Origin of the sequence: Brevibacillus dissolubilis (genome assembly GCF_006170445.1) — a bacterium.
Lineage (GTDB): Bacteria > Bacillota > Bacilli > Brevibacillales > Brevibacillaceae > Brevibacillus_B > Brevibacillus_B dissolubilis.
This window is the reverse complement of sequence record NZ_VCNA01000002.1, coordinates 549,917-569,075: the sequence shown is the minus strand read 5'-3', so window position 1 is coordinate 569,075 and position 19,159 is coordinate 549,917. Positions and strand designations below refer to the sequence as shown.

Below are 19,159 nucleotides of genomic sequence, written 5' to 3'. Positions count from 1 at the left end.
GATGGCCCGTGAAGTCTATCAGGGCTACGGTGCCCCGTACCAGCCCGATGCGTACAGCAATCAAGCTATGGTAAGTTTCGGACAGCCGCAGCCATCCACCCAAGAGCAGATAATCGCTGTCCGCAAAAACGAGGACGGAAACTTGACCGCCTTTAGGACCAACACAGGCAGGGAGCTGGACTACCAGACCGCGCTCGCCGATGCCAAAGCAGGCAGACTCGCCCATGTTGACGTGTTCCACAAATACGGACGCGACATCCTGCGCAGTGAGCCAGACGGCATCAAGGAGAACAATCTGGACAATCTCCCCTTGTTCTAACCCGCTTTACCCAAAAAGGTGGTGGCTCATATGATATACTGTCGGTATCGTGAAATCAGCCCGGTCTGCATGGGTAGGCACCGTCCGCTCAAGCAGGAGGAAGTGACCATCGAGCATCTGATTCCCAAGACCAAGATGCGTCAGGCCAGCTTTCGGGACCGATACGGGCTCAAGGGCATCGGGACTTCTTCACCGGAGAACACCGATTACGCCTGCAGCCGCTGTAATCATCTGAAGAAAAATGCCACCGACCTGGAGTTTGCTTGGAAGCTCCGCTATTTCTCTACATACCAATTGGATCTGCGCAGCCGCGAAAAGCTGCGGAACTCTCTGCGTGGGGAGGATCAGATCCTGGGACGTCTGTCCTATAAGCAAGTCAAGCAGATCGTACATACCCTGATGTACGGCGAGTGCACCATCGAGGGCGAAGAGGCGCTTTTGCGCTTGGGACACACTCACGTCCTGCTTCGCGCCGGGACAGTCGTCTGGCTGCAGATGGGAAAATCTCACATAAAAAAGAACAACAATAGAAAGGCAGTGGACACACATGACAGATGAAATGAAATACGAAGACTTGGAATTGGGCGACCTGATCTCCCTTGACGATGAAAACGGCGACGAGCTCGGCGACTTCGAAGTAATCGCGAAGTTCGAACTCAACAACAAGCAATACATGGCGCTGACTGAAGCAATCGATGAAGAGGATATGGATGAAGAAGGCGAAATCGACATTTTCGTATTCAAAATCGAAGGTGGCGAACTCGTTCAGCTCGAAGAATCCGAAGAAGAAGCAGCACACGCAAAACTCAACGAAGTACTCGAAGGCATCGAGCTCGTTGACCTGAAAGAAGAATAGAACCACCATCATCATGTGAAAACTCCCCTGACCTTCTGGGGAGTTTTTGCGTCTATATGTAACTGGATCGATAGGCTTCTCACAAGCATGTCCATCACCAAAAGAAGGGAGTAAAGTCCTATGCAACAAATCAACCTAACGCTGGGTGACCAAACCGTTAACGGCTATCTCTGGAGCAATCCCGATAAGCCTGTCATCCTCTGCATCCATGGGCTTACAGGCAGTGCCGCCAGCTTTTTTGAATTGGCAGAGCTGCTCCAAGACGAGTATCATCTCGTTGCGTTAGATATGCCGGGGCACGGTCTCACCCCTGGCTTCTCCACTGAAAATTCATACTTATTTACTACGCTCGCCGCTTGGTTGGATGGCGTCGTGACCGTGCTTGGGCTGACGCAGTTTACCCTGATGGGCCACTCGTGGGGGGCTGCCCTTTCCCTGTTTTACGCCGCTGCCTATCCAGATAAGGTGACAGGGCTGATCATGCTCGACGGCGGCTTTGTCGCACCACAGGACCGCCCGCATGACAGCTTGGAGCGGAGCCTGCGCGAGTGGGACGAGTATCTCGGCAGTTTTCGCTGTGCCACGTGGAAAGAAGCAATTGCGCGTTACAGCGCATTTTCCTTCCGGTGGAACGACCGTCTGGATGACATGACCCGTGATTCGATGCAGGAGACAGCAGAAGGGATTCAGCTGATTGTGACCAAAGAGACGCTGCTTGCGATCATGAAATCGTTCTACCAGGAACCGTTCCGTCGTGTATATGATCGGGTGAGCGCACCGATCCTGCTTGTGCGGGGAACGATGCCTCCGACGATGGAGTTGGCACGGGAGAATGGTGTGAATCTTTTGAAAAGCCATCATCCAGACGCAGTCTGTGTAGCCATCGAAAACACGGGCCATATGGTCCACTGGGATGCGCCTGAGCGTGTCGCAGATGAGGTGAAAAACTGGTTGAAACGCTAAAAGGGACAGGCTGTCAGCGCCAATCCACTGACAGTCTGCCCGGCATCCCTGCTGGTTATCGTGCTGCAATCCGCGTATTCATCTCGATGATGTTATCCTTCAGATCACGCACCGCCAAAATGCAGGTCGCTTCGGTCTCCTGAAGCTCACGGAACAGCGCAGAAGCCTCGTCCTTGGTCAGACCCAGCTTTTCCAGACGGGTGCGGATTTCTTCCCCACCGTTGTCAAAGAAGTGCGCTTTGCTGTCAATATCGCCGACCGCGCTCTCAAAATGGGTGCTGTATTTATAATAGTTGTTACGTTGGTTAGAGTGATTCTTCGTCGGGTTCCACTTGATCACCCAGATATCGTCCTTGTGGTAACCGGAAGAGTTGAGCGCCTGAATGTCGGACACGAGGTTCTGGTCGTATTTATGCAGCTTGATAAACGGTTTCGTCGCACTAAGCACCGTAGAATCCCCCTTTTGCGTGTAGTGAACTACAACCGATAGTTTGCCCGATTCACTTGGGATTAACGGCAAACGGCTGCTGATAATTTTTTCCCAGCCATATTGTTTCTGTTCCATAGTCTTTGCTAAAATATATGATTGGACGAAAGTTTTAGTTTTTCACCATCTTTATTCACTATGGTAAGGAGAATCCATCATGCCAAAGTTTAAATTATTCGCCGGAAGAAAAGGTGCAGCTGACCAAAAGAAGAACAACCAATTCGTTAAGCTTGCCCGTCAAATCTACGTAACAGCCAAACAAGGCGGTCCAGACCCGAACGCCAACCTCGCGCTGAAAGCCGTCATCGCCAATGCGCGTGCCATCAATATGCCTGTCGATAACATCGACCGTGCGATCAAAAAAGCAACCGATCAAGGCAACGCAGACAACTACGAAGAAATCCGTTATGAAGGCTACGGCCCAGGCGGCTGCGCGATTATTGTCGAATGCCTCTCCGACAACCGCAACCGTACCGCAGCAGACGTACGTGCGATCTTCAACAAGCGCGGCGGCAACATGGGTGAGACCGGTTCCGTCAGCTTTATGTTTGACAAAAAAGGCGTCATCGTGATCGACCGTGAAGAATTCGAAGTCGACGAAGACACCATGCTGATGCAAGCGGTGGAAGCAGGTGCGGAAGATATGGAAACCACCGAAGACCACTACCAAATCCTGACCCACCCGCATGAACTAGACCAAGTCAAAGGCGCGCTCGAAGCTGAAGGCTACAAGTTTGCCCAAGCGGAAGTACAGTGGATTCCACAAAACACCGTTCGCATCACAGGGGAAGATGCGGTCAAAATGGTGAAAATGATGGACGCCTTCGAAGATAACGACGATGTGCAAAACGTCTACGCCAACTACGAAATCGACGAAGAAGAACTGGCAAAAATCCAGGGATAAAGAGGCCGGAACGCCAATCCAAAGCCATCTTGCTCATGCGGGATGGCCCGTTTTTTTTGTCGAACGTGTTTTTTTACTCCGCCAAATGGTTTACAATAGCGATTAAGTGTTCGCTCACAACAGTAACACGATTTAGAGGGGAGAAGCGAATGACGGAAAAGCAAGCACTGACATATACAGAAGACGACATTCAGGTGTTAGAAGGCCTTATTGCCGTCCGGAAACGCCCTGGGATGTACATAGGTTCGACAGGAACCCGAGGTCTTCATCATCTTGTCTGGGAGATCGTTGACAATGCCAAAGACGAAAGTCTCGCCGGCTACAACGACACCATCATCGTCACGTTATACAAAGACGGCAGCGTCAGCGTCGAGGACCACGGGCGGGGGATACCGACCGGGATGCACAAGACAGGACGCCCTGTGCCGGAAGTTATTTTTACCACGCTGCATGCCGGGGGAAAATTTGGCGGCGGCGGTTATAAAAAATCAGGTGGTCTGCACGGCGTAGGTTCAAGTGTCGTCGTAGCCCTGTCCAAATGGCTTGAGGTGGAGATCCACCGCGAAGGCAATATCTACAAGCAACGATATGAATATGTGGTCGATGAAAACGGCCTAGAGCACGTCGGAAAACCGGTCACCGGGCTTGATATCGTCGGTACCACCAAGCGAACAGGTACCACGGTCAGCTTTAAGCCAGATGAAGCTGTTTTTACCACGACCAAATTTGATTATGAACTGATCTGTGAGCGTATGCGCGAGACCGCCTTTTTGCTCAAAGGCATCCGCATGGTACTGGTAGACAGACGCGGCAGCGAAATCAAGCGTGACGAATTCCACTACCCAGAGGGCATCCGCACTTATGTGGAATATCTCAACGAAGGCAAGGCCGCCCTGCACCCTACGGTTTATTTTGAAGGTGAAAAAGATAACGTTTACGCTGAGCTGGCGTTCCAATATAACGATGGCTATACCGAGACACTTGTCTCTTATGTCAACTCCATTCCAACCGTCGACGGCGGTACGCATGTCACTGGCTTTCGCAATGCGACGACACGCGTATTCAACGATTTTGCCCGGAAAAAAGGGCTGCTCAAGGAAAAAGACGCCAATCTGACCGGGAACGATCTGCGCGAAGGCTTCCTCGGCGTGCTGTCGCTGCAGATGTCAGACGTGCAGTTCGAGTCCCAGACCAAGGATAAGCTGGGGAACGAAGAAGCGCGTGCGACAGTAGAGCAGATCGTCGGTGAGAAGCTGGGCTTTTTCCTCGAGGAAAACCCGGAAATCGCCAAGCTGCTCGTCGAAAAAGCGGTCAAATCCGCCCAAATCCGTGAAGAGCTCCGCAAACAGCGGGAAGCCCTGCGCGGCGACAAAAAAGGCAAAGGTGCCAAGAAGCGCAAATCCATCTCGGAAAAATATACGCCACCTCAAAACAAGGACAAGAGCCGTAATGAACTGTTCCTCGTCGAGGGTGACTCTGCGGGCGGTTCTGCCAAGCAGGCGCGCAGCGCGGAATTCCAAGCGATTTTCAGCCTGAAGGGAAAACCGCTCAACACCGAGAAGGCGAAGCTGTCCGAAGTGCTGGCCAACGAAGAGTTCCGCACGATTCTGGAGGTACTCGAGACCGACCTCGGCGATGAGATGAATGTGGAGAACTGCGCTTTTGACAAAATCATCATCATGTCGGACGCGGACGTCGACGGATCACACATCCAGACTCTGCTTCTCACGTTCTTCTTCCGCTACATGCAGGAGCTGGTCAAGGCAGGCCGTCTCTATATCGCCCAGCCGCCGCTCTACTCGGTCACCAAGGAAGGCAAGAAGTCTGACGTGATCTATTGCTGGGATGACTACGAGCTGGAGGCTGCTCTTAAGAAAGTAGGCCGCGGGGCGAAAATCACCCGTTATAAAGGTCTCGGTGAGATGAACCCTGAGCAGCTGTGGGAGACCACGATGGACCCGGAAAACCGCAAGCTGATCCAAATCGCGCTGGATGAAAACCTGCCAGCCAGCGAGAAGCTCATCACCACTCTCATGGGCGATAAAGTTCCGCCGCGCCGTGAATGGATTGAGAACCATGTCACCTTTGAGATGGGAGAGGATGAGTAAGGATGTACTCCAACCAGATTATTAAGCAAAGCTTCACCGAAATCATGGGGAAGCGCTTTGGGGATTATGCCAACCTGGTTATCCTCTCACGCGCGATTCCTGATGCCCGTGACGGCCTCAAGCCGGTACAGCGTCGTATTCTGTACGCGATGTATGAAGAGGGCAATACGTTTGACAAAGCCTACCGTAAATCGGCCAAAACGGTCGGTACGGTGATGGGTACGTATCACCCGCACGGCGACAGCGCGATCTACGAAACCATGGTGCGTATGGCCCAATGGTGGAAGATGCGCCATGTCTTGATCCAAGGCCAAGGGAACTTCGGTAGCTTGGACGCCGACCCGCCTGCGGCGATGCGTTATACCGAGGCGAAGCTGTCTGCGCTGGCCAATGAAATGCTGCGCGACATTGAAAAAGATACCGTTACGTTCATTCCGAACTATGATAACTCCACACAGCAGCCATCTGTGCTGCCAGCGCGTTTTCCGAACCTGCTGGTGAATGGTGCATCCGGGATCGCCGTAGGTTTTGCCACGGATATCCCGACCCATAACCTGGGCGAAGTGATCGATGCGACGATTGCCCAGATGAAAAATCCGGAGATCACCCTCGATGAGCTGATGACCCATGTCAAAGGCCCAGACTTCCCGACAGGAGGGATCATCCAGGGTGTGTCCGGGATCAGGAAAGCATTTGAGACAGGACGCGGTCAATTCATCATCCGTGCCCGTGCCGATGTGGATGAGCCAAAAGGCGGTAAGGTCAAGCGCATCGTCATCAGCGAGATTCCGTACGATGTCGTCAAGTCCAAGCTGGTCGCTCAGATCGATGAACTCCTGATGGAGCGTAAAGTCGAAGGCGCACTCACCATTCGCGACGAGACCGGACGTAAAGAGGCGGAGCTGAAAAAAGTCCGCATCGTCATCGACATCCGCAAAGAAGCTGACCCACAACAGATCCTCAACTACCTGTACAAAAACACCGATCTGCAGATCTTCTACAACTACAACATGAACGCGATTCACGAGGGTACGATCAAGCAGATGGGGCTCAAACAGTTGCTCAACGCCTACATCACGCACCAGAAGGAAGTCGTTACCCGCCGTTCTGCTTATGATCTGGAACGCAAAAAACACCGACAGGAAGTCGTCGAAGGCTTGATCAAAGCCCGCTCCATCCTGCGTGAAATCGTCGATACGATCATGGATTCCGAAGACCGTGCCGATGCGAAGAAGAACATCACCGAGAAGTTCGGCTTCTCTGATGTGCAGGCCGACGCGATTCTTGCGATCCAGCTGGCGTCCCTGACCCGTATCGACATCGTCAAGCTGGAAAAGGAACTCGAAGCACTCGGCAAAGAGATCACCGAGCTGGAAGCGATCCTCGCCAGCGAGAAAAAGCTGATCAGCGTCATCGTCGGCGAGCTCTCCGACATCAAGAAAAAGTACGCCGAACCGCGCCTCAGCGAAATCCAAGGCGAAATCGAAGAGATTAAGATAGACCTTGCGATGCAGATCAATGCAGAGGATTGCATCATTACGCTGACCAATCAAGGCTATATCAAGCGGACAAGCCCGCGCTCCTTCAAGTCAGCAGGCGGAGATATCGATTCCTGCGGGGTCAAAGAAGGCGACCGCGTCAAGCAGTTCGTCTCGACGAATACGGCCCACACCGCCCTGTTCTTTACCCAAGACGGGAAATACTTCGCGGTGCTTGTCGATACCATCCCGGACGCCAAGTGGAAGGATATCGGTACCGCACTTGTCAACGTCATCCCGCTCGAAAAAGGACAGCGGATTATCGCGATGCGTATCGTGGAGAATTTTGCACCGCAGACGCCGCTCTTCGTCACTCACATGACCAAATCCGGTCTGATCAAAAAATCAGCGTTGACTGACTACGCCACCAGCCGTTCTGGTTCCTTCGTAGCAGCCAAGCTGAAAAACGACGAGGACGAGTTCATTACGGTTGAACTAGTCGATGACACAGGAGCCTTCCTCGTGGTGACCCGCGATGGTATGAGCATCCGTTTCAAACAGGAAGAAGTCTCACCGACCGGACGTGCTACCAGCGGGGTCAAGGCGATTACCCTGTCGGCTGGTGATGAAGTGATCCACATGTTCGTCACCAAAGGCGAAGAAAACGACGACACAGTCCTGCGTATCATCACCGAAGAGGGTGTGGTCAAACGCAATTTCGTGGGCGAACTCAACCTGCAGGCCCGCAGCGGCAAGGGGCAACTTCTAATCCGCCGCCGCAAAACCAAAGCACACGTCGTCCGCTTTGCCCAGCTCGAACAAATGACGTCTGAAGTGGTCTATATCCTCACGGCAAAAGGTGACGAAGTGTTGCTTGATGCCGGTAAAGTGCCAATCAATGATCCGGGTTCAATCGGACTCAAAGTGATCGACGATGGTGTACAGGATATCTCGTTAGAAGCGACGATTCCGCTTGAGGATACAGATACTGCCGACAAACAATAAAGGAATGATTCCCGATGGCTAAGCCGTTTGAAGAGTTTGTGAGTGAGCTTAACTGGCAACAGGTTTCCTTGTTGCTTGACACCGTTCAATATTTTGAAGATGCCCCTAAATACCTCGCTCTGCCAAGCGTAGACGGCGAGCGGATCAGTGTTCCGCTACTGTCCTCCACCCTGCGCGAGATCCTCGACACTTTGAGTGAAGAGCAGGCGTTTGAGAAAAAGCGCTATACGTTCTGCTTTGACTGGATGAACGAGGGGCAAGCCACCGCTCAGGAAAAAGGCTTCGTGCGTGTTACTCTGCCTGATGGCAAGCAAGTGACACAGGAAACCGTGCTCGCGGATTTTTCTGAGGTGTAAGCCGTAGTTGCTGCAGAAAACCCGTTGATCCGGCAGTTCGTAAGCGGGCAACGGGTTTTTTCGTTGTTTTACCTGTCTGTCCTGCCGCGTTATTTCCCCGGCAAGCGCAAAATTCGCCGCATTTCCCGATTTTTTTTCCCGCGATTGGTAAAACTAAGCGTGGAGGTGATGAGCGAATGGAAAAAACGATGGAAGTAAATGGACGTCAGCTCAATTTTGCAACAACCTATGATGGTGACTCCCAATACAATGTGCAGGTGCGCAGCGGGGAAAAACTGATCACTCAGTTCAAAGTGTCAGCCGACCACGAAAGCGATGTGTACGAAGAAGCGCTTGCAGAGGTTAAGGCGAATATCGAACTGGGTAATCTGAAGCTGTAAGAATGGCGACTCGTGACGGGTCGCTTTTTTTATGTGGGTTGGACTGAGAAAAGATAGGCTGGAATTGGGAATGACCACCTCGGTGAACAGGGTGGTTTTTTTGCCGTCTACATACAATCAAACTTCCTGTTTCTCTGTGCAAATCGTATATACTGAGGGGAGAACTGATTAACCACAAGCAGCTTGAATGGCATCATGGACGTAAGCACGGAGGTATGGATATGCAGACACGGGAGCTGGATTGGCTTTCTGATATAGAAGGGTTACGAAATCACCTGAGCACACAGGCGGTGGAACTGGAGGCAGAGGCTTTGCGGCTGTTGCCGTTCGTGGAGCGGGCGCGGAAGCAGGGGAGTGTGGATGAGGCGCAGTTGGACCGTGCGGAAGCTGTGTTGCTGACGATTTTGGCAGAGGCGAGATGGCACAAGCAGGGGAAGAACGAGCAAGTGCGGAGGAAAAACGGACAGAGGCAGATAGAGGAAGGGCGAAAGTTGGCAAAGGACGGACGAATGCAGACAAAGGACGGGCGTCAGCAGACAGAGGACGGACGAAAGCGGAAGACGGGCGCGGATGGAATGGCGCTGGTCAAGGAGTGGACACACCGAGCGCGCCAGCTTGATCCGAGCTATCCACAAGCGGCAGAGTTGTACGGTGAACTCAATTTGCACATGCTGGTACGATCTCGTAGGGCCCAACAAGCGTTTCCCACCATCCGCGAGACGGACAACGCTGCCAACCGGAAGAAGCAGGTGGAGGCGTTGATCAGCATAGCGGAGGGGAGGTTGGCTGAAGGGGAGCGGTTTTTGGATCTGATTGCGGCTGGGGAAGAGGCTTCACTGGCGGCTGATACAGCTCGGGAGCAAAGCTATCACCATCTCCGCCAGCTCACCGTACAAGCCGTAGAGCTTCTCCAAGAAGTGATCGGACGGGCGAGGGCTTATTCCGATTCGTTGCAGGGAATTTTCTATTCGTCAGAGCTGATGGACAGGTTACAGACTGCATTAGAGAGCGTAGCTGAGACTGAGAACAAGATTACAGAGCTGCTCACAGCACAGATGGAGGATGAATCGTTCGCCGACTGGGATCACATCGAACCGCCCCCTTCCGCTCTGGACGCCATCGAAGAACTCATCGGCCTGCACGACATCAAAGAGCGTATTCGCCAGCTTTCCCACTATCTTACCTATCAGCAGATCCGCAGTGAAAAAGGTTGGATGCTGCAAGACCAGCCATCTCTGCATCTCGTGCTGATGGGCAATCCCGGTACAGGAAAAACCACTTTGGCTCGCCTGATCGCCCGTCTTTATCACGAGCTGGGCCTGCTGGAGCGGGATGAGGTGGTTGAGGTAGACCGCTCTCATCTGGTCGGGGCCTATGTCGGGCAGACCGAGCAACGCACGATGGAAGTGATCCGACGTGCGGCAGGGGGCGTACTTTTTATTGATGAAGCATACAGTCTCAAGCGGGCGGACAGCTCGGGCAGTGATTATGGGCAAGTGGCTGTCGATACGTTGGTAGCGGCGATGACCGGCGGGGAATATGCCGGGACATTCGTTGTCATTCTCGCAGGTTATCCTGAGGAAATGCGCCATTTCTTGCAGGCCAATCCTGGATTGCGCAGCCGTTTTCCTGAGAGTGGACAGTATGAGCTGCCTGATTTTACTGACGATGAACTTCTTCAGATTGCAGTGAAGGTGGCAGCGTATAATGACTATACGATTACGCCGGACGCCTTGTATGCCATTCGCCAGCGTGTCGGCCAGGAGCGGGTTGACGAGACCTTCGGCAATGCTCGCGCGGTCAAGCAGATTGTGATGGAAGCGATTTTTGCAAAAGGCAGACGGGTTGAGGCGGGGGAAGGGCAGCTGACGATTGGGGATTTTACCGTAATCGAAGCGGAGGACGTGATGCAGGGGGGAAGACGCGGGGAAGCAACAGGAGACCAATTATCCGCCACGGCCAAGCTTGAGCAGATGATCGGTCTGTCCAATCTCAAGGCAGAGATGAAAAAAATCGCCGCCTTCCTCACCATCCAGTGCCGCCGTCAAGAACAGGGGTTGCCGTCTGTTCCAGTTGAGCTCCACGCTGTTTTTACCGGCCATCCGGGGACGGGGAAGACGACGGTCGCGAAGCTCTACGCCGGGATTCTGCGCGAGACAGGCTATCTCAAACGCGGACATCTCGTCACCGCGAGCCGGGCTGATCTCGTCGCGGACTATGTAGGACAGACTGCTAGTAAAACGAAGCGCAAAATCCGTGAAGCCTTGGGCGGTGTGCTCTTCATCGACGAAGCATACTCGCTCACTCAGAGCATGGGCGGTCAGGATTATGGCAAAGAAGCGGTTACGACACTCGTAGATGAGATCAGCAGGCACGGTGAGAATCTGGTCGTGGTGCTGGCAGGCTATCCGTACGAGATGGAGCAGTTCATTCTGAGCAATCCGGGGTTGGCGTCGCGGTTTAAGAAGTATGTTGATTTCCCTGACTATACCGTGGAGGAACTGCTGGCGATTATGCAAAAAGCGGTGGCAGACGCAGGATATCGGATGGATTCAGGCGTAGAAGAGCGGCTTGCGGAGGAGCTGCACCGTTGGCAGGAGGCGCGAGGGTTGCAGGGGAATGGACGCTTGGCCTATAACCTCGTTCACGAGGCGATTCAAGAGCAGGCGCTACGACTGTCGGAGCTGCCGATGGAGCAGCTGGACGGGGATCGGCTGAGCGAGTTGGTTTGGGATGATTTTAAACGGTTGTTTGAAAAGTAGAAAAAGAAGATGCCTGCCAGAGTCAAGTTGTCTCAACGAGCCAAGGTTCTGAATATGCCAAGCCATCGAGGAGCTGCGATGGTAGGCATTGGGCGCAAATATCAAAAAGGCTTCCCCTCTATCCAAATGGAACAGGGAAGCCTTTTTCTATTCATGCAATCTAACACCCAGTGATTGCTGTCAGCTCAAGCACAACGGCCCGGTCTAACCCCGTCCCGCTTGTTCTTTCACATAATCAATCAACCCAAGCTGATACCCCTCATTTTCCAAAAGCCGCTTCGCTTCATACGGCCCGCTGTAGAAGGCCACCACATGTGGATCTTCCTCCAGCACACGGCGGTAGCGCTCCTCTTGGTACAGCTCCTGGTACCAAGCCGCCGCCTTGATCCGGTCGACCAGCTCTTGATAACTGGGCTCCGGCTTTTTGAAAGGGTTCAACCGGTCGAAAACCTCCATCACGATGGCCACAACGACCAACACTCCGATGATAAACATGTTCCGTACACACCTCTGTCAGTCTTCAACATTCTGTACTTCTACCTACTATAACCGATTTCCGTTGCTTTTTTGCTCAAAATATCGACAATCCTGCGTACAAACCTGTGAAAAGCTCTACCACTGATCATACATAGTCGTCCTAAAAAATGGCAAGCCTAAGCTTGCTAATCATAGGTAGACCTGTACGGATGCAAAAAAGGAGGGGAACTATGCCAGCGATTGCTTCGGTCGGAGTGGTCACGCCGCCTCACCAGGTTTCTCAGAATACCGCACGGGATTTCGTCCAAAACCTGTTCCAGCAAGACTTCCGCGACATTGAGCGGCTGATGCCGATCTTTGCTTCTTCCCAGATTGATACCCGCTATTTTTGCCAGCCGATCGAATGGTTTGCTGAGTCGCACAGCTGGGAGGAGAAGAACAGCCTCTATATCCGGCATGCCATCACGATGAGCAAACAGGCGATCCAGAACTGTCTGCAAAAAGCGGGTCTAACCCCGCAGGATATCGACCATCTCGTGTATGTGTCGACGACGGGGATCTCGACGCCCAGCATCGACGCGCATCTGATTAACGAGCTGGGGATGAAAAGCAACGTGAAGCGGACACCCATCTTCGGTCTTGGCTGCGCGGGTGGTGTGGCAGGACTTGCCCGCGGCTATGATCTCGCCAAAGCTCATCCGCACGAGCGGGTGCTGATCTGTTGTGTGGAGCTTTGCGGGCTTACGTTTATGCAGCAGGATCGGAGCAAAAGCAACCTGATCGCCACCGGTCTGTTCGCGGACGGAGCGGCGGCTGTACTGGTGACAGGGGATGAGGTGCCAACTGCTCAGAACCAAGAACCACAGGGACAGCCGACGATCATCGCTACACGCTCGACGTTATTTCCCGACACCATGGATGTGATGGGCTGGGACATTAGGGACGACGGGCTGAAAGTGATTTTTTCCAAAGATATTCCGACGCTCATCGGCACGATGATTCAACCGGAGATTCACCGCTTTCTCGCTGATCAGGGACTCTGTGCCAGTGAATTGTCAAGTGTGATCGCTCATCCGGGTGGCATGAAGGTACTGATGGCCTATGAAGAGTCGCTGGGCCTTCCGTCTGAGATGCTGACCCATGCTCGTGAAGTCCTGCGTACGCGGGGAAATATGTCGTCCTGCACTGTGTTGTACGTGATGGAAAAGGAGCTGACAGGGGCGGCACACAGAGAAGGGGATTACGGACTTGTGCTGTCCCTTGGGCCGGGGTTCTCATGCGAGCAGGTGCTTATCAGGTGGTAAGTCAGGTGGTACGTAGCCGACAATTCAAACAGGTGATCTATATCCAACCAAGGAGGTGTTACACATCATGACCGTTTTGTCCAACACGTTAACTGAACTTGTCCCATCCGTTCTATCCCTGACATGGTTCCATGCCGTCCTTGCTTTTGTCATTCTGCAACGGCTCTTTGAGCAGGTCATTGCCAAGCGTAACGCCGCCTTTATGCGCTCCATCGGCGGATACGAGGTGGGGTCCGAGCATTATCCTTACATCGTCGCCGTACATATGGGCTTTTTTCTCAGTCTGTTTGCCGAGGTATACGCGCGGGGTCTGCAGAATGCATTGCCCAGTGCCGCACCGCTGACGGTTTTTCTTGTCGTGCAGTTCATTCGTGCTTGGTGCCTGCTTTCGCTCGGGAAATTCTGGAACACGCGGATTATCGTCCTGCCGGGGAGTGAGCCTGTCGTGCACGGGCCATATCGATATATGCGCCATCCCAATTACATGGTGGTGGTGCTGGAGCTGTTGGCCTTGCCGATGGCTTTTGGCGCGGTGATCACAGCGGCGGTGTTTTCCGTCCTCAATATCTTCGTGCTGCGCGAACGAATCCGGGTAGAAGAAGCGGTCTTGTGCAAAGAAACCGGGTATGAAGAAGCGATGAAAACAAAGTGGCGGCTGCTGGGAGCAAGGCGCCGCTCTGATGAGTAGGGGAAGAGAAGGCGAAAAGGCTAAGGCAGTAAAAAAGTCAGCCAGATTTTACTCCGGCTGACTTTTTTCATGAAGAAGGGATACCCAGCCAGACAAGCGTGGGGAGGTAGGACGGATTGGGGTTCCATCGTCTGCGTGTCTCTGGCTCCCACTAAACCATCCAATATGTCAACCCTGTTAAAAGCACTGATGTCATCACCATCGCCACAAGCGGCCGCATCGCTTTTGTCCGCAGGTCGCGCAGATTCACCTCCAAGCCCATCGCCGCCATCGCCATCGTCAGCAGGAACGAGGTCACGACAGAGACATGATCAAGCACGACACTCGGGATCACGATGAGGTTGCCAAGCACGAAGCTCCCGAAGAGACTCATGGCGATAAATCCGAGCAAAAACCACGGAAAATCCACCTTGCTCCCGCTGTCGGCTCCTTCCCGCCGTCTCATCCACCACATCAGGATGAAGCACAGTGGAACCAAGAGCATCACACGGCCCAATTTTGCCAACAGTGCCATCGCCAATCCGTCTTGACCAGCAGGTGCGCCCGCCAGTGCGACATGTGCAATCTCATGCAGGCTCAGCCCCGCCCACATGCCGTATGCTTCGGCAGAGAGTCCAAGATACGGGCGCAGGAGTGTGTAGCCTACGGCAAACACTGTCCCGACCAATGCGATCAAACCGATAGCCATAGCGGTTTCTTCGCGTTTGGCCTTAAGAATCGGGGAGACCGCTGCAATGGCTGCTGCTCCGCACACTCCAGTACCGATGCCAAGCAAAAGAGAAAGCCCTCTGTCAGCTTGCAACCATCTGGAGATGATCATCATCACGCCGATGGAGAAGCCAATCACCGCCGCATCCCGCAATAGCAGTCCCAAGCCTTGGTCAAAAATCACCGCCACGTTCAGCTTCAAGCCAAACAGCACAATCGCCACCCGCAGCAGCTTTTTTCCGACGAACTGAATTCCCGGGCGAAGCTCCTCCGGATAGCCAAAAACCTGCCGATAACCTACCGCAATCACGATCGCACATGCCAGCGGCCCCGCCTCAGCGAACCCTGGTACGTAAGCCAAGCCGATTCCAGTGAAAGCGAGCAGGAGCGGGAGTAAAATCCCTTTTGTCCATATCCAAAGCGGCTTTGACGTGTGATCTGGTGTCGCTGCTATCAATTTATCTGTTCCAGTCATGTGAGTTTCCATGTTTGATTCCCTCCAAGGAAAAGTACCGGGCACTGAAGCCCGAAGCCGTCATAAGATTTCCGAAGTCAGCGTCAGACGTCCGAATCCGGAACTTCATGGCGAGGTAGCCCGCCGTTTTTTCACCAGCTGTTCGTGCTTTCAGAATAAAGCAAATCATAGGATAAGAAAAATAAATCATTCTGATAACTACCATAAGTAAACTGATATAATAAACCCTACAGAGTGGAACGTTATAAAAAGATGGGGTGCACGTACCGACATGGATCAATCCTTACTCGTATTTGTGACAGTGGCGGACAAGGAGAATTTTTCGCGTGCGGCCGAGGAGCTGCACATGTCCCAGCCGGCTGTCAGTCAATATATTCAAGCCTTGGAGCGCACGATTGGAGCGAGGCTGTTCGAACGTTCCAATAAGTTCGTCCGCCTGACCAAAGCAGGGGAGATCACCTATCACCACGCCAAAGAAATCCTCGGCCTCTACACCCGTATGCAGTGTCTCGTCGATGATCTGATGCACAAAGCAAGTGGGGAGCTATCTATTGGAGCCAGTTATACATATGGCGAGTATGTGCTCCCGAGGATTATAGCGAGCATGCAGCAGCGCTATCCGCTGATCAATCCGACGATCACCATCGGCAATTCCAGGGAGATCGCAGAGGCTGTGATTCACAACCAGCTCGATGTCGGCGTGATCGAAGGTGATTTTGCCCATGAAAAGCTGACGATTGATCCGTTTGCGACAGATAGGATGTACGTGATTGCCGCTCCGCATCATCCGCTGGCACGGAAAGACGAACCGATCACTGCGGCTGACTTGGAGCAGGCGACGTGGATCGTGCGGGAGCGGGGTTCGGGTACGAGGGAGACGACGGAAAAGCTCTTTGCCAGACTGGAGTTTACCCCCGCTAAAATCATGGAGTTCGGCAGTACGCAGATTATTAAAGAGTCGGTCGAAGCAGGGCTTGGCATCACCCTGCTGTCAGAGTGGGTGGTACGCAAAGAACGGACACTTGGATCGCTCACCATGCTTGAGATCGAAGGTTTGCCGATGATCCGTCAGTTTTCGCTGGTGACGCAGGCGATGCCGTTTCAGACGAAAGCGATGGAGCTGTTCATTGCGGTATTGCGGGAAGAGATGGAGTTGACGTAGAGGAGGGAAGGTCAGATGAAATTCACCTTTGAGCTGATCGGGACAGGCTGGGCAGATGTCATGCTGGATATCGGGGAGAATCGGTTCTATGCGGCTGTCAGCTATTTGAATGAGCCGTTGCATGATCTATGTCATGGGCTTTTGCGGGTGATACCGGGGCTGATGCATGAGGATGAGCAAGATGAGCAAGAATCTTCCGTGACCTTTGACTGGAATCTCGATCCGGCTGGGGCCCAGTGGCATCTGAGTTATGCAGGGAATGACCGGTTGCGGGTTAAGGTAGTGCTGTTTGATGATATGGATAAAAAAGATCCGGGCGAGTCGAGGGTTAAGATCGATAATGAGGTGGATGTGTTTGATTTTGTAGAAGCGGTGGTTACGGAGTTGGATCAGCTGTTGAAAAACCATGGGTTGGTGGGGTATCGGGATACGTGGTACCGTCAAGACTTCCCACTGACGGCTTATCTGAAGCTGAAGCACTTTTGGCAGACGAAAGAGGCGTTTGAGGTGCGGGAGGTAACCGAGGAAGGGCATAAAGAGGTGTGTAAGAGCAGCTTGGCGGCGGAGTTGGAGACGCTGCAAAAATTATTGTAAAATATGATTGAAATCACTATGTTTGGATAAAAATACCACTATACTAGGGTCATACCAAAGAAAAGGCGGTGTGACTTATGCAAAAGGATGCAGAACAATGGGGTTAAGGCACATGCTGACAAGGACGAAAGCCCACCAAGTAGGACCAATTTCCTACTTACTGTGGGCTTTCCGTATTTTAATGCCCTTGCCCCTTTTCCACCATCACCATATTCCCCACCGAATTCGCCCACTGCAAAAAGTCCTTCCCATTCACAACGTCCTCGCCATTTTTCTCCTGAATCCCGAACTTCTGCTCACCCGCCAGCTTGCGGATCGTATGCTCGCCAAGCCCGGTCATCCCAGACAGCACGTTCACCGGATAATCCGTATAGTCATCCAGCTCTTTTACCTTCATGCGGTATTCGATCTTTTCCATCTGTGTCAGCTCCTCCTTTCATAAGTGCCGCAGTTGGTGTCTTGGCATTCGTTACTGTTGGACAGACCGTTGACCTCAATCGCATTAGCAACACAGAGCGAGCCTTCGCCCCAATATTTGCAGGAGGAGACGGTGCAGCTGATGGACGGGGAGACCATGTAAGCCGGATCGACCAAGCCCATCGCGGTTCCGCCCCAGTTGACATTGTCAGCAGAGCCGAGGTAGTTCATCAGATGGTCGTTGTGGGAGAACGATTTGCACATCGTCTGCTCCACGTTCTGGGACATCGCGGTTTCCTGCTCATGCATGATGTCGATGTTACGTGCGCCGCAACGGTCGCCATACAGGTAGTGCGTACAGGAATTGATTATACATTTTACTTGTGTCATACCCATGTCCTTTCTGTACCTGCGTTATGGTGGTCACTTCAAAGTCTTCTAGTAGATAACGTAACCAAAACTGGTTTTTCTATGTATCAGCCGCCTGGGTACAATAGCCTGTTTCATGATCGGTGAGTGTACACTGCGACTGAAAGCGCAAGAAGATGCCGACCCATCTGTCCTCCTCTGTAAAATGCAAAAGCAGCCCGCCGTCCTGATACACCCCGTTGTCGGTCAGCCATTCCTCTTTGGTGTCGCTGTTTCCTTGATTCATATGGATATCATGAATCCCCTCGATGCCCTTTTCCTGCAAAAGCTCTAATTTCTCCCGCCGTTCCCGCTCGTTATCCACATAGGAGATGTCTTTCGACTGTTTGGGCATAAGATCCCCAAAAATATAGACATCCCCCTTCTTGGCCTTCGCCTCGGTGATGTATTCATGCAGCGCTTCGTTTAGATTGACCTCCTCGGGGGTCGTCTCTTCGCCGGGGGCCACAACGGGTTTGAACTGATCCAGCTCGAACAGATGACTGCGGAGATAATCGATGGCAATCGTGCTTCCCACATTCTCCTTTTGCCCGTAGTCGAAGACCTTCACGCCATATTCCAGCGCTTTGAGCGTCTCCAGAGAAAAGCGGCTGTCAGCGGGAAGCTTGAAATCATCTGCAAAATAGCAAAACAGCGGATACGGTTCGATCGTGGAGCGCACATTGATCAGCACTTTGATTTTTTCCGTCGGGTTATTCGACCCCGTGCTGATGCGGAATTGGTAGTGGGGGGTGAGTCCACGGTCGTACTTACACTTTATTTCATCGTCCAAGGGCTGGCCGCGACGCCGGATGGTTTCGCATTTGATATCACTGATCGTGCTACCTTTCCCTTTATAGACAGCATAGATCGGAACCATTCACTCCTCCTGCCTCGCAAAAATGACATGACGTCCCTATTGGTTTTCCCGATCCATTGAAAAAGGATGCGATAGGCGGCGGGATGGACGGGCTTGTGCAGATGTGTGTATTTTCCATGCGTCAGCACTTGGCGAGGGTTCATGTTCCTGCCGTTTTTGCAAACAATAAGGGGTGAAAAGAGGGTGACGGGCTAGAAAAGTCTTCATTAAGAAGCACATTTATCCCCGTAACCTGTCTCCAAAAATGGAATGGAACCACCAGCTGTGCAGCACGAAATCCCGTAGGCCGGGTCATGTAATAACGGGGGGAGAATCCCCAGCAACTCTGGCTTCATCCAGTTGATAGGTGTTACGTTTCGGCTTTCGAAATAGATCTACACTCCAATTCACTGGTAATTTTTTAACCCTTATCTGCGACGGAACCCTGT

The 19,159-nt window shown here is 52.7% G+C and carries 20 protein-coding genes; 14 read left to right on the top strand and 6 right to left on the bottom strand.

Going from position 1 to position 19,159, the window contains the following annotated elements:
- Positions 1-67: 67 nt before the first annotated feature.
- From FGI41_RS04660 to FGI41_RS04645, 4 genes are all read left to right on the top strand, one after another.
- The gene (locus FGI41_RS04660) at positions 68-319 is read left to right on the top strand and encodes a DUF3892 domain-containing protein (RefSeq protein WP_176560144.1); all 252 of its coding nucleotides are present in this window, start codon (positions 68-70) and stop codon (positions 317-319) included.
- 30 nt (positions 320-349) lie between these two features.
- A complete protein-coding gene (locus FGI41_RS04655; RefSeq protein WP_139488768.1) occupies positions 350-877 on the top strand; it encodes a hypothetical protein in 528 nt (175 codons plus the stop codon).
- Positions 867-1,175: a DUF1292 domain-containing protein gene (locus FGI41_RS04650; protein ID WP_139488767.1), complete on the top strand. Its 309-nt coding sequence runs from the start codon at positions 867-869 to the stop codon at positions 1,173-1,175. Before FGI41_RS04655 ends, FGI41_RS04650 begins: the two co-directional genes overlap by 11 nt.
- A 120-nt stretch (positions 1,176-1,295) precedes the next feature.
- Entirely contained in the window at positions 1,296-2,138 is an 843-nt protein-coding gene (locus FGI41_RS04645; protein ID WP_139488766.1) for an alpha/beta fold hydrolase, read from the top strand.
- A gap of 55 nt (positions 2,139-2,193) precedes the next feature.
- On the opposite strand, the gene FGI41_RS04640 is transcribed toward FGI41_RS04645, so the two are convergent.
- The gene (locus FGI41_RS04640) at positions 2,194-2,586 is read right to left on the bottom strand and encodes a YflT domain-containing protein (RefSeq protein WP_139488765.1); all 393 of its coding nucleotides are present in this window, start codon (positions 2,584-2,586) and stop codon (positions 2,194-2,196) included.
- Positions 2,587-2,782: 196 nt separating this feature from the next.
- On the opposite strand from FGI41_RS04640, the gene FGI41_RS04635 reads away from it, so the two are divergent.
- The 6 genes from FGI41_RS04635 to FGI41_RS04610 all read left to right on the top strand — a co-directional run bounded on the left by FGI41_RS04635 (position 2,783) and on the right by FGI41_RS04610 (position 11,618).
- Positions 2,783-3,529, top strand: coding sequence for a YebC/PmpR family DNA-binding transcriptional regulator (locus tag FGI41_RS04635; protein ID WP_139488764.1), 747 nt, complete (start codon positions 2,783-2,785; stop codon positions 3,527-3,529).
- A gap of 149 nt (positions 3,530-3,678) precedes the next feature.
- Positions 3,679-5,637, top strand: a complete 1,959-nt coding sequence (locus tag FGI41_RS04630; protein WP_139488763.1) for a DNA gyrase/topoisomerase IV subunit B — start codon at positions 3,679-3,681, stop codon at positions 5,635-5,637.
- A 2-nt stretch (positions 5,638-5,639) separates the two neighbouring features.
- Positions 5,640-8,120 (top strand): DNA gyrase/topoisomerase IV subunit A, encoded by a 2,481-nt coding sequence (locus FGI41_RS04625; RefSeq protein WP_139488762.1) that lies wholly within the window; start codon positions 5,640-5,642, stop codon positions 8,118-8,120.
- A 14-nt stretch (positions 8,121-8,134) separates the two neighbouring features.
- On the top strand, positions 8,135-8,476 hold the full coding sequence (locus FGI41_RS04620; RefSeq protein ID WP_139488761.1) for a hypothetical protein: 342 nt from the start codon (positions 8,135-8,137) through the stop codon (positions 8,474-8,476).
- 176 nt (positions 8,477-8,652) lie between these two features.
- Positions 8,653-8,856 carry a hypothetical protein gene (locus FGI41_RS04615; protein ID WP_139488760.1) on the top strand — a complete coding sequence of 68 codons (204 nt, stop codon included), beginning with the start codon at positions 8,653-8,655 and terminating at the stop codon, positions 8,854-8,856.
- Positions 8,857-9,071: 215 nt separating this feature from the next.
- Positions 9,072-11,618, top strand: a complete 2,547-nt coding sequence (locus tag FGI41_RS04610; protein ID WP_139488759.1) for an AAA family ATPase — start codon at positions 9,072-9,074, stop codon at positions 11,616-11,618.
- A gap of 204 nt (positions 11,619-11,822) precedes the next feature.
- On the opposite strand, the gene FGI41_RS04605 is transcribed toward FGI41_RS04610, so the two are convergent.
- Entirely contained in the window at positions 11,823-12,113 is a 291-nt protein-coding gene (locus FGI41_RS04605) for a hypothetical protein (RefSeq protein WP_139488758.1), read from the bottom strand.
- Between the two features lie 149 nt (positions 12,114-12,262).
- Here FGI41_RS04605 and FGI41_RS04600 point away from each other — a divergent pair, with 149 nt between their 5' ends.
- Positions 12,263-13,399: a type III polyketide synthase gene (locus tag FGI41_RS04600; RefSeq protein WP_368656557.1), complete on the top strand. Its 1,137-nt coding sequence runs from the start codon at positions 12,263-12,265 to the stop codon at positions 13,397-13,399.
- Positions 13,400-13,466: 67 nt separating this feature from the next.
- On the top strand, positions 13,467-14,087 hold the full coding sequence (locus tag FGI41_RS04595; RefSeq protein ID WP_139488756.1) for an isoprenylcysteine carboxyl methyltransferase family protein: 621 nt from the start codon (positions 13,467-13,469) through the stop codon (positions 14,085-14,087).
- Positions 14,088-14,238: 151 nt separating this feature from the next.
- Here FGI41_RS04595 and FGI41_RS04590 read toward each other — a convergent pair whose 3' ends face one another.
- Complete coding sequence (locus FGI41_RS04590) at positions 14,239-15,270, bottom strand: YeiH family protein (protein WP_438358006.1); 1,032 nt, start codon at positions 15,268-15,270, stop codon at positions 14,239-14,241.
- 271 nt (positions 15,271-15,541) lie between these two features.
- On the opposite strand from FGI41_RS04590, the gene FGI41_RS04585 reads away from it, so the two are divergent.
- Positions 15,542-16,432: a LysR family transcriptional regulator gene (locus FGI41_RS04585; RefSeq protein WP_139488754.1), complete on the top strand. Its 891-nt coding sequence runs from the start codon at positions 15,542-15,544 to the stop codon at positions 16,430-16,432.
- Positions 16,433-16,447: 15 nt separating this feature from the next.
- Positions 16,448-17,026, top strand: coding sequence for a hypothetical protein (locus FGI41_RS04580; protein WP_139488753.1), 579 nt, complete (start codon positions 16,448-16,450; stop codon positions 17,024-17,026).
- A gap of 178 nt (positions 17,027-17,204) precedes the next feature.
- Here the strand turns inward: FGI41_RS04580 and FGI41_RS04575 are convergent, their stop codons facing one another.
- From FGI41_RS04575 to FGI41_RS04565, 3 genes are all read right to left on the bottom strand, one after another.
- Positions 17,205-17,444, bottom strand: coding sequence for a hypothetical protein (locus tag FGI41_RS04575; RefSeq protein WP_139488752.1), 240 nt, complete (start codon positions 17,442-17,444; stop codon positions 17,205-17,207).
- Between the two features lie 5 nt (positions 17,445-17,449).
- On the bottom strand, positions 17,450-17,833 hold the full coding sequence (locus tag FGI41_RS04570; RefSeq protein ID WP_255298329.1) for a DUF1540 domain-containing protein: 384 nt from the start codon (positions 17,831-17,833) through the stop codon (positions 17,450-17,452).
- 79 nt (positions 17,834-17,912) lie between these two features.
- Positions 17,913-18,731, bottom strand: coding sequence for a DUF2278 family protein (locus FGI41_RS04565; RefSeq protein WP_139488750.1), 819 nt, complete (start codon positions 18,729-18,731; stop codon positions 17,913-17,915).
- Between the last annotated feature and the right edge of the window lie 428 nt (positions 18,732-19,159).